14 protein-coding genes and 1 tRNA gene are annotated in these 14,332 nt (G+C 63.6%); 13 read left to right on the top strand and 2 right to left on the bottom strand.

Annotation, left to right across the window (positions count from 1 at the left end):
* Nucleotides 1–276 (bottom strand): hypothetical protein (locus VNF71_02575; GenBank protein HVA73436.1); only part of this gene is annotated, 276 nt, incomplete at its 3' end.
* A 397-nt stretch (nt 277–673) separates the two neighbouring features.
* Here VNF71_02575 and VNF71_02570 point away from each other — a divergent pair.
* The 10 genes from VNF71_02570 (at nt 674) to VNF71_02525 (ending at nt 11,319) form a co-directional block, all read left to right on the top strand.
* Nucleotides 674–2,476 carry a glycosyltransferase gene (locus VNF71_02570; protein ID HVA73435.1) on the top strand — a complete coding sequence of 601 codons (1,803 nt, stop codon included), beginning with the start codon at nt 674–676 and terminating at the stop codon, nt 2,474–2,476.
* 20 nt (nt 2,477–2,496) lie between these two features.
* Entirely contained in the window at nt 2,497–2,805 is a 309-nt protein-coding gene (locus VNF71_02565; protein ID HVA73434.1) for a hypothetical protein, read from the top strand.
* Nucleotides 2,802–3,734 (top strand): class I SAM-dependent methyltransferase, encoded by a 933-nt coding sequence (locus tag VNF71_02560; protein HVA73433.1) that lies wholly within the window; start codon nt 2,802–2,804, stop codon nt 3,732–3,734. The genes VNF71_02565 and VNF71_02560 overlap by 4 nt, the downstream gene beginning before the upstream one ends.
* A gap of 11 nt (nt 3,735–3,745) precedes the next feature.
* The gene (murI, locus tag VNF71_02555) at nt 3,746–4,564 is read left to right on the top strand and encodes a glutamate racemase (protein HVA73432.1); all 819 of its coding nucleotides are present in this window, start codon (nt 3,746–3,748) and stop codon (nt 4,562–4,564) included.
* A gap of 76 nt (nt 4,565–4,640) precedes the next feature.
* Complete coding sequence (gene rph / locus VNF71_02550; protein ID HVA73431.1) at nt 4,641–5,384, top strand: ribonuclease PH; 744 nt, start codon at nt 4,641–4,643, stop codon at nt 5,382–5,384.
* The gene (rdgB, locus tag VNF71_02545; GenBank protein HVA73430.1) at nt 5,381–5,959 is read left to right on the top strand and encodes an RdgB/HAM1 family non-canonical purine NTP pyrophosphatase; all 579 of its coding nucleotides are present in this window, start codon (nt 5,381–5,383) and stop codon (nt 5,957–5,959) included. The genes rph and rdgB overlap by 4 nt, the downstream gene beginning before the upstream one ends.
* 311 nt (nt 5,960–6,270) lie before the next feature.
* On the top strand, nt 6,271–7,350 hold the full coding sequence (locus VNF71_02540) for a YbhN family protein (GenBank protein ID HVA73429.1): 1,080 nt from the start codon (nt 6,271–6,273) through the stop codon (nt 7,348–7,350).
* Between the two features lie 73 nt (nt 7,351–7,423).
* Nucleotides 7,424–9,034: a hypothetical protein gene (locus tag VNF71_02535; protein HVA73428.1), complete on the top strand. Its 1,611-nt coding sequence runs from the start codon at nt 7,424–7,426 to the stop codon at nt 9,032–9,034.
* Between the two features lie 16 nt (nt 9,035–9,050).
* Nucleotides 9,051–9,305 carry a hypothetical protein gene (locus tag VNF71_02530; GenBank protein HVA73427.1) on the top strand — a complete coding sequence of 85 codons (255 nt, stop codon included), beginning with the start codon at nt 9,051–9,053 and terminating at the stop codon, nt 9,303–9,305.
* Between the two features lie 4 nt (nt 9,306–9,309).
* Complete coding sequence (locus VNF71_02525) at nt 9,310–11,319, top strand: glycosyltransferase (GenBank protein HVA73426.1); 2,010 nt, start codon at nt 9,310–9,312, stop codon at nt 11,317–11,319.
* Between the two features lie 23 nt (nt 11,320–11,342).
* Here the strand turns inward: VNF71_02525 and VNF71_02520 are convergent.
* Nucleotides 11,343–11,424: transfer RNA gene (locus tag VNF71_02520), tRNA-Leu, on the bottom strand.
* A gap of 115 nt (nt 11,425–11,539) precedes the next feature.
* Between VNF71_02520 and VNF71_02515 the strand changes: the two genes are divergently transcribed.
* The 3 genes from VNF71_02515 (at nt 11,540) to VNF71_02505 (ending at nt 14,332) form a co-directional block, all read left to right on the top strand.
* Nucleotides 11,540–12,169, top strand: coding sequence for an ATP-dependent Clp protease proteolytic subunit (locus VNF71_02515; GenBank protein HVA73425.1), 630 nt, complete (start codon nt 11,540–11,542; stop codon nt 12,167–12,169).
* Between the two features lie 130 nt (nt 12,170–12,299).
* Nucleotides 12,300–13,121 carry an ABC transporter permease gene (locus VNF71_02510; protein ID HVA73424.1) on the top strand — a complete coding sequence of 274 codons (822 nt, stop codon included), beginning with the start codon at nt 12,300–12,302 and terminating at the stop codon, nt 13,119–13,121.
* Nucleotides 13,118–14,332 carry an ABC transporter ATP-binding protein gene (locus tag VNF71_02505; protein ID HVA73423.1) on the top strand — a complete coding sequence of 405 codons (1,215 nt, stop codon included), beginning with the start codon at nt 13,118–13,120 and terminating at the stop codon, nt 14,330–14,332. Before VNF71_02510 ends, VNF71_02505 begins: the two co-directional genes overlap by 4 nt.

The raw sequence follows: 14,332 nt of genomic DNA, 5'->3' as shown, positions 1-14,332 counted from the left end.
GAAGCCAATCACTGCCGCCGGAAGTGCAACCTTGAGCGCTGCACCCGCCCACGTCAGCGATGGATTCGTTTGTTCCTCAAGTAGGGCATTATCGAAAGAGGGGGGCCAAGATGACCGGTGCAGTCTCGTAAAGGAGAGCGGTCCCCATCGCGTAACTGTTAGGTATATACCGGTGATAACTACAGGTAGAAAGAAGACCAATAGATAGTAGGCATCGTGATAACGAAAGACGTTGAAGTCATTGAACGTCGTCGATCCGATCACGTTCGTCGTCACGGACAGAGATCGAGGAACCGCCTTCCAAGCCCATTCGGCGAGACCGCTGGCTATTCCGGCGGACAAAGCAAAGGCTAAGGCGGCCTTGACGCGCCCGCGTGTGGCATCCGCTCGCGGCTCGTCGCCCGCGCGCCCCTGTCTTGTGTCTCCGTTCTTATCCGTTGTCGCCGGCGGGGGGGGCAGGTGGGTCGGGCTGGTCATGTGTGTTCGATGGGCCAGCGATTTCCGCGGCGGACCACGACCAACACGCTAGTGGCACCGAGCTCCCCGTCGTGAGTGCACGTGGGCAAGACCGTTGGCCGCATGTTCCTCTTGTTAGAGTCGGGTGCCTACACACCTTCGCCCACCTATGACTCCTAAATACCACATATATGTGAGCCCCCTCGGCAACGTGTTTATGACCGAGATAGCAGCAGTCGTGGCAGCGGCGATCTCCGACCTCGGGTACGAGACTGTGTACCCTGCCGCCGGGCTCCCGGAAGATGGACCGAATCGAGTCAACCTGGTCGTGGCGCCCCATGAGTTCTTTCCTTTGCAGCTCAATCATACGAAGGACGAACTTCAGCGGGCTGCCGAGGCTAGCGTCGTGCTCGGAGTCGAGCAGCCCGGGACATCCTGGTTCGAGCTGGGATACCACTTCGCCAGCGTTAGCCGGCAGATCGTCGACATCAGCCCGTATGCCGTCGCAGAATTGCAGCGGCGAGGATACTCCGCGACCCACCTTCAGTTTGGATACCACCGCAGCTGGGACTGCTGGCACGGAGTCCCAGGAGCCCGCCCGACCGATCTCCTATTCCTGGGAGCGTCGACCGCGCGCCGTGAGGAAATTCTGTCGAGCGTTGGAACGGCGGTGTGGGAGTTCGATTGTGACATCCGGTTGTTCGAACACGATCGCCCGATGAACGTGCCGCGGGCCCATTTTGTGGCAGGCGAGGACAAATGGCGTCTCCTCTCGTCGGCTCGTGTTCTGTTGAATATTCACCGGAGCGAAGTGCGATATTTCGAATGGATCAGGGTCCTCGAGGCGGTCATCAACGGAGCCCTTGTCGTCACTGAACTCTCCTCTGACTACGGACCTCTGATTCCGGGCGAGCACTTCCTCACCGCGTCGAAGGACTTCATTGCCGCGCAGACGGCGAGCATCCTCATGGACGAGCCGCTACGCGCGGAAATCGCCAGCTCCGCATATGACTTCGTCCGTCAAAACCTGACTCTGGAGACGATGCTGGAGCCGATCTGCGATCAGCTCAATGACACGACGAAAACGCGCAGCGGCACCCAGCGGCGGGCGGCGCCGCTCACGCTGCAGAAGACGGTCCCGACTTCTTCGGACCCAGTGCTCGAGGCCGCCCTTGATGTCGAGAGGCGGGTCCGGGTGCGGATCAAGGAGTTGCTGGATAGCGAAACAGACCTCGTTCAGAGCGTCGAAGCCCTTCAGGCGACGTTGCTCTACAGCGACCGGAACCACGTCGAGTCGTTCACCACGCCGTCATGGTCGGACTTCGTGCCTGAAGTGAGCGTGATCATCACTTGCTACAACTACTCGGGCTTCGTACTCGACGCGATCGAATCGGTGTTCGCTAGCACTGGGGTGCGTGTGGAGCTGATCGTGGTCGACGATCATTCGCAGGACGACTCGGTGGAAGTGATCACCAGTTGCATGGGGCGTGCACCGTGGTTCCCGATGAAACTGCTGGCGCGAGCTGCCAACGCCGGTCTCGGCGCCGCCCGAGACCTCGGAATACGGCACAGCCGGTCGGACAGGGTCTTCATGCTCGACGCCGACAATGCGATCTTCCCGACCGCTCTCAGGAAGCTGGCGTTCACGCTCGACGAGGAACCTGACGCGGCGTTCGCCTACGGCATTATCGCCAAAATCGGCCAGCCGGGCCTTCTGAGCCAGTTCCCGTGGCATGTTGAGCGCCTCGCCCGTGCCAACTACATCGACGCGATGGCGATGCTGCGCAAGAAGGTGTGCGAGGAGGTCGGAGGTTACGACGCGAGCCTGAGAGGCTGGGAGGACTACGAGCTCTGGCTCCGGGTCGCGGACCATGGATACCGGGGAGCATTTCTCCACGATTTCATTGGTACCTACCGGGTGCACGGCGAGTCGCTGCTCCAGACGGTCAACATCGACGTATCCGGGCTGGTCGACGACTTCAAGGAGCGCTACCGGCTCTTCCCCTGGGACCAATCATGAGTGCGGACAAGGACCGATCAATGACAGAGCATATCGATCAGGAAATTGGAGGCCGACTGGCTCTCGAGACCGAGCTGCGCGACCTCCGCCAACGCCTAGCCGTCCGGGAGCGTTCCCTCGCAGAAATGAACCGCCGTGTTGTCCAGTTGGAGCGGGGTGGTACCGGGATAGCAGAAGTATCCAGCCTGACCGTCCGGAATGGTGAGTTGGAGGTGCAGAACCGGGAGCTCGCGGCAGAGATTGACCGACTGCACAACACGAAGCTCTTCCGCTGGACCCGTCCCGCGAGGGCTGCCTACCGGTGGGCCAGGGAGATGCCTCCGAGGTGAGCGACGGATATCAGTCCCGGTATACGGCGGATGTGGACCTGTCGAATCCCAACGATCCTCACGTCCTTGCCGTCGGTCGGGTGCCGGCGCGGAGCGAGGTGCTCGATCTGGGGGCCGCCGACGGTTCCATGGCTGCTGTCCTCCGGCGGATGGGCTGCAAGGTCTGGGGGGTCGAACTCGATGATGAGTCTGCCCGCCAGGCGCGCCACCACTGCGAGGAGGTCGTCGTCGGAGATCTGAACACGCTTCAGCTCTCTGACGCATTCAAGGGACGGCAATTTGATGTCGTGCTCATGCTCGACGTACTCGAGCACCTGGTCGACCCCGTGGGTGTGCTCCGCGGTGCGGTTTCTGTGCTCAAGCCATCCGGGTGGGCCGTAATCTCACTTCCCAACGTGACGCACATATCCGTCCGCCTGGCCCTGCTCGGCGGGCGGTTCACGTATACCGACGTCGGCTTGCTGGACCGGACTCACCTGCGATTCTTCGACTCTGATGGCGTAATGGAGTTGCTCGAACAAGCGGGTTGGGAGTCGATGGAGAGCGTTCGTGTTACGCGCCGGCTGGGCACGACCGAAATCGATGTCGATGTTGACCCGCGAGTGTTCGGCGATCTCGAGCACGACCCGAACGCACTCACCTATCAGTTCCTCCTGATGGCGGCCCCCAAGGGTTCCAAGGTGCTCGATGACCCACCTTTGCTCCCGGCAGCCGTGGCCCAGAGGGTCCTGCTGGAACTCAATCCGGACGGGGAGCGAACTATCACCTCTCCTCTGGTAAGCCAGGTGTGGGATCAGTTGCAAAGAATCCGAGACGGTAGCCTCGCGAGACGAGGTCACCTCAAGAACCTCGTGTCCACGCTGAGCGAGAACTCCGAACGGATAGCAATCACTCTCGCTGAGATCGGGGAAGGAACAAGGGGAAAGTAGGCTCTTCTGGGATGGACGACTCCCCGATCGGGATCTTCGACAGCGGTTTCGGGGGATTGACAGTCGCCCGGGCGGTCATCGATCTTCTCCCCTCGGAGGACATCGTCTATGTCGGAGACACGGGCCGATACCCATACGGTCCCCGGCCCTTGGACCAGGTGCGCCGGTTCTCTCGCCAGATCACCGCCAAATTGATCAGTGACCACGCAGTCAAGATGGTCGTAGTCGCCTGCAATACGGCCGCTGCTGCGGGACTCGAGGGCTTGACTGGTTCAGCCGACGTTCCGGTTGTGAGTGTCGTCGAGCCGGGCGTGCGGGCGGTTCTTCGCGCTACGCGCAAGGGCCGAGTAGGAGTCATCGGCACTGTCGGAACCATTTCGTCCGGTGCCTACCAAAGAGCGGTGGGCCAGCTCGACCCGACGGGGACGGTCCAGCTGACTTGCGCTGCATGCCCCGGATTCGTCGAGTTCGTAGAGCGCGGAGAGTTGGATTCCGACCAGGTCTACGTGCTCGCTGAGAGACTGCTGGCCCCCATCCGGGACGCCAAAGTGGATTCGCTTCTTCTGGGCTGCACCCACTATCCCTTCCTGGCAAGAACGATCAGTGACGTCGTCGGCAGGGATGCCGTCTTGGTCAGCTCCGCTGACGAGACCGCATTCGAGCTGCGGTCCCTTCTGTCGGTCAACGGGCTCGCGACATCTCGAAGAACTGCGGGCACGCACACCTGGATCTCTTCGGGCGATGTGGAGACGTTCCAGCGCCTCGGTCGTCGGCTGCTCGGTCCCGAGATAGATCGAGTGGTGCCATGGAATCCCGAACCCTTGAACTAACCGTCTTTCAGAGCCGAGGCGTCCGTTGCCTACGGTTTCGATGTAGAGCTAGCAACCATCGCGAGAGGTACGAGGCATGAGCGTTCGGACTGACGGGCGGGAGCCCGACGAATTACGGCAGGTCGAAATCTTGCGCGACTACACCGTCTTCGCTGCAGGCAGCGCGTTAATACGGATGGGCCGCACGGTCGTGCTCTGCACCGCGTCGGTGGCCGACGACGTGCCCCGGTGGATGCGCGGCACCGGCCGGGGTTGGGTAACGGCTGAGTACTCGATGCTCCCAGGGTCGTCCCCGGAGCGGATCGACCGTGAGGCGGCACGCGGACGGCAGTCGGGGCGCACCCAGGAGATCCAGAGGTTGATCGGTCGCTCGTTGAGGGCTGTTACCGACCTCGAATCCATGGGCGAGACCCAGATCACCGTGGACTGCGACGTCCTGCAGGCAGACGGAGGCACCCGTACGGCGAGCATCTGTGGGGCCTATGTGGCTCTTCACGATGCCTTCTCCCGTCTCAGTGCCCAGGGGAGGGTGAAGACCCATCCGCTGGAGGAGGCGTGCGCAGCGGTTTCGGTCGGGATCGTCGACTCTCTGCCGATGCTCGACCTTGCATACACCGAGGACAGCCGGGCAGAGGTGGACATGAACCTCGTCATGACATCGTCCGGGAGATTCGTCGAGGTGCAAGGGACCGCCGAAGGGGTGCCTTACAGCCGGTCGGAGCTTGACGAGCTTCTGTCACTCGGCGAACACGGCATTGCCTGGCTGCTCGAGTACCAGCAGCAGATCCTGTCGACGCCGCCCCCGCCACGATCGCAGTGACCGAATTCGTCCTGGCCACGGCCAACACGGACAAGGCTCGTGAAATAGTCGCCATCTTGGGCGACTCGATAGCGATCCTCCCGCGCCCCGCTGACGTCAGCGAGGTGGAAGAGACCGGTGACACCTTGCTCGACAACGCCAGGCTGAAGGCGCGAGCCCTCGTCGAAGCGACCGGCGTGCCGGCGATCGCCGACGACACTGGTCTGGAGGTCGAGGCGCTCGCAGGCTCGCCGGGTGTGAACTCATCGAGATTCGCGGGACCCCACGCGACTTATGCCGACAACGTGCGCAAGCTCCTGGAGGACCTCACCCACGTGCCTGAACCGCGGCGAGCCAGGTTCCGGACCGTAGCGGTTGCGCTATGGCCTGATGGACGGGAGCAAGTATCCGAGGGTTGCGTGGATGGCTGCATAGCCACTGCCCCGGCCGGTAACGCGGGTTTCGGATACGACCCGGTGTTCATTCCAGACGGAGGGTGCGGGCGGACCTATGCGCAGATGTCCCCCGGCGAGAAGAACGAATTCTCGCACCGCGGGGCGGCTTTTCGCGCCCTTCGCTTGCTGCTCGGGACATAGATTGGATTTGCATCCTTTCTGGTATGCCGGGCAGCTGGGATCACCCTGTGACAGGATGACCGGGGAGTGTTTGAGGCCAGATCTCGCTGCTGGGACGCCGGTCGCTCGCTTGCCGGCGAGGACGCGTCCATAGGCCGCGGCGAAATACGTCGTTGACATCGGCATCGGGTGCGAGCGGTGACGAGGCACCGGACGCGGCGAAGCACAGTCACGAAGCCGTTATGGCGGGAGTAGAGCCGGGGGCGGAGACGGGTGCTCCGCCCAAGAAGCGCAGCCGTTTTCGCCAGGTGTTTCCTGCTCCCGTTTGGCAAGTGGGCCGCCTGCTCCTGCTCGCGCTGATACTCGAATACCTCGTGGTCCCACAGCTGGCGGGTCCGCGCAAGGTCGTACACCTGCTCGCCGACGTGAACCCGCTCCTGTTGCTTGCCGGGCTCGCTCTCGAGGCGGGAGCCCTGCTCAGCTATGCCCAGCTGACCCGAACCCTCCTGCCGGCCCGGGACCGTATCTCCCTCTTCCATCTGCTGCGGATACAGCTGACGACTCTGTCCGTCTCGCACTGCACTCCTGGTGGCACCGCTACGGGGACCGCCCTGGCATACCGCCTAATGACGAACGCCGGCCTTCCCGGGAGCGACGTCGGTTTCGCGATCGCAACCCAAGGCATCGGCTCTGCCGTGGTACTCAACGTGATCCTCTGGCTCGCCCTCATCGTATCTATTCCCGTATGGGGATTCTCAGCTGTGTATCTGATCGCGGCGATCGTCGGGATCCTCCTCCTCGGGGCCTCCACCACACTGCTTCTGATGTTCACGAAGGGCGGCGACCGCGCTGGGGCGGCGCTCGAGCGCGCAGGTGGGCGCCTTCCCTTCGTCGACGGCCGCGCTCTGCGGCACACCTTCGAGCGCATTGCCGGCCGGCTCCAGGACCTGGCCGGCCAGCGCCGGCTCCTGGTGGAGGGTGTCTCCTGGGCGGCCGCGAACTGGCTACTGGACGCCGCTTCTCTCGCCGTATTCGTCGGAGCATTCGGTCATTGGGTGAACCCCGATGGGCTGCTCGTCGCGTACGGCCTCGCCTACGTGCTGGCAGTGATTCCCATCACGCCAGGCGGTCTTGGGGTCGTCGAGGCCACCCTCACCTCACTGCTCGTCGGATTCGGAACCGCAAGAGGCGTGGCAACGCTGGGTGTGGTCGCATACCGGCTGGTGAATTTCTGGATCCCGATTCCCGTCGGCGGGGTGGCCTACCTGTCCCTCCAGGTCGACAAGGCGGGAGCTCGCGGGTCGCGCTGGGCTCGGCTCAAGGGTGTCCTCACCTCGCCCAGGGAGCGGGGCCGGCATGACAGCGTCCAGTGTGGTGACCGGGCGCACGGAGAGGGGACTGAGGCCGACTGACCGGCAGGCCCGGCATGGTTTAACCTCTTCGCAGTGCCGGGGCTCGGCGGCGGGCCCACACGAGGAAGATGGTATGAAACTCGCGCGTCACTCTCTCATCCGTGCGGCCGTAGTGGCGGTGGCGACTCTTGGCCTCGGGACTCTGGTCGCGATCGGAACTCCAGGGACCGCCAAGTCGGCGGCGGCAACCACAACGTCCGGATCCCCCGGGTACTGGCTGGTCGCCTCCGACGGCGGCGTATACGGCTTCGACGCGCCCCTTTATGGATCCATGCGGGGCCAGTACCTCAACAAGCCCGTTGTCGGCATGGCAGGCACCAACAGCGGGCTGGGCTACTGGTTGGTCGCATCGGATGGCGGGGTATTCACCTACGGGGATGCCGGCTTCTACGGGTCCACCGGCAACGTCCGCCTCAACCAGCCGATCGTCGGCATGGCGGCCGATCCTGCCACCGGGGGCTACTGGTTGGTCGCCGCCGATGGTGGTGTCTTCAACTTCGGCGCACCCTTCTTCGGGTCCACCGGCAACATCCGCCTCAACCAGCCGATCGTCGGCATGGCGGCGACCCCTGACGGACTGGGCTACTGGTTGGTGGCTGCCGATGGCGGAGTGTTCAACTTCGGCGACGCTCAGTTCTACGGATCGACCGGCAACATCCGCCTCAACCAGGCCGTTGTGGGCATGGCCGCCGACCCCGCCGGTGGCGGATCCGGCGGCGGTTACTGGTTGGTGGCTGCCGACGGCGGGATATTCAACTTCGGCGACGCCCACTATGACGGCTCGACGGGCGCGATCAAGCTCAACAAGCCCGTGACCGGGATGGCGGCTACTGCCAACGGGGGCGGCTATTGGCTGGTGGCGACCGACGGCGGCATCTTCACCTTCGGCAACGCGCCCTATCTCGGATCGACTGGGTCCCATCCCGGTCCGGCGCCCGTCGTGGGGATCGCATCGACGGACAACGGGTACCCCTTCCCGCCAGGATCGACGGGCTACGACATCTCCAAGTGGCAGTGCAACAACTTGCCGCCCACGGCGCCGATTTCGATTGTGGAGATCTCGGGCGCGGTCAACGGTTACCAGAACCCGTGCTATGCCCAAGAAGCCGCTTGGGCAGGCCAGAACATCTCCACTTACATCTATATGGATCCTATGCAGGGCACCCCAACGGAATCTCAGCCGACTGCATGCAAGGGCGACATCAATTGCGAGGCTTACCACTTCGGCAACTACTGGGCGCAGTACTGGGTCTCAACAGCGCATTCCCTCGGCGTGTACCCGAACCTCTGGTGGCTTGATGTCGAATGTAAGACGACGAATCCATGCTCCGCCGACGCCGGCGTTCCGTGGCCGGGCGGCACCCAGGGGCAGACGGAGAATACGTACGAGATCGCCGGTGCCATAGCAGGGCTGCGCTCAAGCGGCGTCATCCCAGGCATCTACTCCACCAACTACCAATGGTCGATCATTACGGGTGGTGGCTACGTGAACGCCCCTGGGATCTCACTTTGGATGGCAGGAGGAGAAGGCATCTCGGGCGGTACCTACAGCGCACAGAACATCTGCAACAACGCGGTGCCCGCCTCGAATGGTTGGATGTACTCGCCGTTTGCCGAAGGCAGGACGGTACTCGTGCAGTACTCGACTGGGCCGACCTACGATCAGGACTACGCCTGCACCTAGAGAAGCTCGAGATCAGATGACCCACGAGGCCGACGAATCGGCCGAGCTACCTTCCGCTCTCTACGAGCTGTGGGACACCGAGCAACTGCGGCGCCACGTGGCCATCCTGGAGAGCGAACTCGCCCGCATGGCTCAGTGGCGAAGCGAGCTCGAAGCCCTCAGACGCTGGAAGGCCGAGGTGGACTCGTCGCGCACCTGGAAGCTCGCCTCCAACCTGAGCAGGATTCGGCAGCTGCCGGGACGGATGGGCCGGGCGATCTCGAAACATTGACGCCATGAGCGCCGAAGCCTCCACCGAGCGTCCCGATCAGGTCGCCAAGGCCCCGACTGTGTCCATCGTCATCTGCTTCCACAACCGGGTGACAGACACGGCGCGCTGCCTCGACAGCATCCAGGCTCACACTGCCAGGCACGACTACGAGGTGATCCTCGTGGACGATGCATCAACCGAGCCTGGCGTGGAGGCTCTGGCCTCCCGCCACCCACGGACCGAAATGGTCCAGTCGGCCGAGAACGTGGGTTTCACCAAGGCGGCGAACCTTGGTGCCGGTAAGGCGCAGGGCGAGTACATCCTCTTCCTGAACAACGACACGGAAGTGACGCCTGGCTGGCTGGGCGCCCTTCTGGACGCCGCGGCCAGCGGCGAGGGCGTCGCCGTAGTCGGCGCGCGCCTCGTGTACCCGGACGGCCGGCTGCAGGAAGCCGGAGGCTGCATTTGGGAGGACGCTACGGGCGTCAACTACGGGAAGTGGGAGGACCCGAACCTCTCGAAGTTCAGCTACCGGCGGGAAGTGGACTACTGCTCGGGAGCCGCACTTCTTGTCGAGCGGGAGTTCTTCGAATCGGTGGGCGGCTTCGACGAGCGATTCTCTCCGGGCTACTACGAAGATACCGACCTGTGCTTCGCGGCTCGAGCAGCGGGACGCACCGTCCTCTACGAGCCCAGCTCGTGGGTGGTGCATCTCGAAGGGGCCACCTTCGGAACCGAGACCCGAGCCGGCAGCTCCGCGGAGTTCACGAAGTCGGCCCAGGAAGTCAACCGCTACCGATTCTGGGCCAAGTGGTCGGATGAGCTCCTGAGGCATTACCCGCCGGGCACGGCGGGCGGATGGCTGGGTGGACGGGTCGATCGACGACCGCGCGTTCTCGTCGCCGAGACCCAGGTGCCCGCCGCGGACCGCGATGCGGGTGGTCTGCGTCTCGGGTGGATCATGCGAATCCTGCACAATCTCGGATGCGAGGTCACCTTCCTGCCGGCCGACCGCAACGACAGGAAGCCGTACTCCGATCAGCTGCGGCGCGCCGGGATCGAGGTGCACACCGATCAGGTGGCACTGGATGACTTCGGCCGCGAAAGGGCCGGACTCTATGACCTGGCCATCCTCAGCAAACCCGACCCGTGGATGCAGCTGCACGGGCTGTGCCGCAGGTATTTCCCGACCGCACCTCTCGTCTACGACACGGTCGACCTTCAGTTCGTGAGGGAAGAGCGGCGGATCGCCACGCTCGAGGCAAGCGCAGACAAGGACAGGCTCCTTCATGAGCAGCTGAGGCTCCGACGGCGCGAACTCGACTACGTGAAGAGCGCGGATCTCGTGTCGGTGGTCACCGACGTCGAGGCGCACGTCATACGGTCGTTTGTTCCCACGGCAGACACCGTGGTTCTTCCGACGGTGCACGAGCCCGCCGGGGGGCCTGTGCCAGGTTTCGAGGAGCGAGACGGTCTCCTCTTCATCGGGGGCTACGGCCACCCACCGAATGTGGACGCCGTCAACTGGTACGTCGACGAGATCCAACCGCATCTGCGACGCCATGAAGAACTCCACCTGACCGCCCTTGGCTCCGACCCCCCACCTGACCTGCTGGCGCGCGCATCACACGATGTCCTGATCCCGGGCTTCGTCGCCGATGTCTCCGGCTACTTCCACGGGGCGAGGGTCTTCGTGGCGCCGCTTCGGTACGGCGCCGGCATGAAGGGCAAGATCGGTCATGCCATGAGCCTCGGCGTTCCCGTGGTGACCACGTCGGTGGGCGCCGAGGGCATGGGACTCCTCGACGGTGAGCACGCGCTCATAGCGGACACAGCGGAGTCGTTTGCCGACGCCATCGTGCGGCTCTACACGGACAGGGTCCTGTGGGAGCGGCTTGCGGAGAAGGCCCTCGCGAAGGTCAATGCCGAGTGGTCCTCCGATGCGATGTCGCGGCGGCTTCAGGCACTTCTGGAGCACGTCGGGCTCGGCAGGCGCCTGACTCCCCGGCGGTGGAGCGCCAGATGGCCGATCTGACCTGCCCTGCCTGATCAGTTTCGTGCGGGCGAGAGGACTCGAACCTCCACCCCTCTCGGGACCAGGACCTAAACCTGGCGCGTCTGCCAGTTTCGCCACGCCCGCGGCGCACGAACTGTAGTGCGCCCGGCGCGGGGCCAGTCAGCTGGCCTTGCGCACGGGCCAGAGCGGTCGTTTGGGGCGCAAGGCCAACCCGGGAGGACCGGGTAGCCTTCGTGCCATGTCCGTCCCCATTCTCCCGGCGCCGACTTCGCAGGTCGGTGGCGCCGACCGCACCAGCGATATCTACCAGCGACTGCTCAAGGAGCGCATCGTCTTCCTCGGAACCGAGGTCGACGACAGCAATGCCAACCTGATCTGCGCCCAGCTGCTCCTGCTCGCGGCCGAGGACCCCGGGCGCGACATCAGCCTCTACATCAACTCGCCTGGAGGATCGGTCACCGCCGGCCTTGCCATCTACGACACCATGCAGTTCGTACCCTGCGACGTGTCCACCGTTTGCCTCGGCTTGGCTGCCTCCATGGGCCAGTTCCTGCTCTGCTCCGGCGCCAAGGGTAAGCGCTTCTCGTTGCCGCATTCCAGGATCCTGATGCACCAACCCTCCGGTCAGGCCCGGGGGCAGGCTGCCGACATAAAGATCCAGGCAGAGCAGATCATCTACCTCAAGCGCATGATGGCCGAGCGCATCTCGTTCCACACCGGGCAGACGATCGAACGCATCGAAGCCGATTCCGACAGAGATCGCTGGTTCACGGCGCAAGAGGCCAAGGACTACGGCTTCATCGACCAGGTCATCGAGAGGGCGGCCGATGTGACCGAGCCGATAAGCATGACCGGCGAGAAGGTATAGCGGAACGTAGGCTGAAAGGGCCGGCGACCCCGGGCGAATATGGCGGGTGGGGTAATATCCGCCCCATGCTGAAGGGCTCTGCCGGGCGTACCGGGTATGCGCGCGCCGGTGGGCGTGAGCACCGAAAACCGTGACCGCTACTATCGCCGAGTACCGGTCGCACCGGGAGCTGCTGTCCAACCTCACGCTCCGCGAGCTGCGATCGAAGTACAAGCGATCCGTGCTGGGTTGGGCGTGGTCGACGATCAATCCGGTCGTGTACATGGTCGTCTACACGGTCGTGTTCAAGTACTTCATGCACGTGAAGATCGAACCGAAGGTCCCACCGCCGAGCGGCCTCAACGTCTACGCGCTGTTCCTACTCTGTGCCATGCTGCCGTTCAGCTACTTCCAGAACAGCGTCCTGGGAAGCCTGACGAGCCTGACGAGCAACAGCAACCTGATCAAGAAGACCTACTTCCCGCGGGAGCTGCTGCCGGCTTCGACAGTGATCGCCAACCTGGTCTCGCACGCCATCGAGATGAGCTTGCTCCTCGTAGCTCTGCTCGCGTTCGGGGACTGGCGCGCGCTGGTGTACCTCCCGCTCACCCTGGTCTTCATGCTTCTGCTAGCCGTGTTCGCCCTGGGTCTCGGCCTCGCGCTCAGCGCGCTCAATGTCTACTTCCGCGACATAGAGCACTTCGTGGGGATCCTCTTCCTCGTCTGGTTCTTCATGACCCCGATCGTCTATTCGTTCGATACGCTCGGCTCCGCAGCCAAACCGTGGGTGGTGGACCTCCTGAAGGTCAACCCGATGACGGACGCGACCTTGTGTTTCCGCAACACGCTCTACAACGGAACCTTGCCCGGCTGGTTAGAGTTCGGCTACTTCGCCGCGTTCGCGATCGGCAGCTTCTTCGTGGGCCGGGCCATCTTCAACCGCCTCGAGGGCGGCCTGGCTGAAGAACTGTGACCGTCGATCGCGATGTAGCTGTCGAGGCAAACCAGGTCTCGAAGAAGTTCAAGCTCATCCACGAGCGCAACCAGTCAATCAAGGCCGCCATCATGCGAGGCCGCAGGACGATCTCGGAGGACTTCTGGGCGCTGCGCGACGTGTCCTTCCAGGTGCATCGGGGCGAGACGTTCGGGCTCATCGGCGAGAACGGATCTGGCAAGAGCACCATGCTCAAGTGCCTGACCCGCATCCTGCGACCCACCCAAGGCAGCGTAAGCGTCGAGGGCAAGGTATCCGCGCTCCTCGAGCTCGGAGCGGGGTTCCACCCCGAGCTTTCCGGGCGGGAGAACGTCTTCTTGAATGGCGCCATTCTCGGACTGTCTCAGAAGGAGTTGCGGAGCCGCTTCGACGAGATCGTCGACTTCGCCGGCATAGGCCAGTTCATCGACGAGCCGGTCAAAAACTACTCGTCGGGTATGTACGTCCGTCTCGGATTCTCGGTGGCGATCAACGTCGACCCGGATGTCCTCTTCGTGGACGAAGTCCTCGCGGTCGGCGATGAAGCGTTCCAGCGCAAGTGCAACGAGAAGTTCGCTGAACTTCGACGGGCGGGCAAGACGATCGTGCTGGTCAGCCACGGTATGGCGGGCGTGCAGAACCTCTGCGACCGGGTCGCTTGGTTCTCCCACGGGCAGCTCATACAGCTTGGGAACCCGCGCGAAGTCATTGAGGCTTACACCGGGACAGTTCAGTCAGACCGGCAGGTCGACCAACAAGGTCACAACCGGTGGGGATCCGGGGAGGGCCGCATCACGGATGTCAGGTTCGTCGATGAGGCCGGCGACCGGACAACCAGGGTTCGCTCCGGCGAATCAGCGACTCTGCGCCTGGATTATGAGATGTCCGCTCCGATCGAACGACCGGTGTTCGGGATTGCAATTTCGACATTGGAAGGATTCAACGTCACGGGTCCCAACAGCCGCGACGCTGGATGCGTTCCGCAGGCGCTCGACGGTACTGGTCATGTCGATATCACGTTCGACCCGGTCCTGCTGCTTCCCGGCTCCTACGACCTGACGGTCTCTCTGCACGACTACACGTGCCTCCACCCCTACGACTTCCGGCAGAACGTCCTGCGCTTCGACGTGGACCGCGGACCGATCGGGGAGAACGTCGGCGTCGTGTCCCTCGCACCCAAGTGGCGCATCGACGACCCGGTGACCGACTGA

This window comes from Acidimicrobiales bacterium, assembly GCA_035533095.1.
Lineage (GTDB): Bacteria > Actinomycetota > Acidimicrobiia > Acidimicrobiales > Palsa-688 > DATLUM01.
Note: the sequence above shows the minus strand (reverse complement) of the source record. Positions and strands in the feature narration are given on the sequence as shown.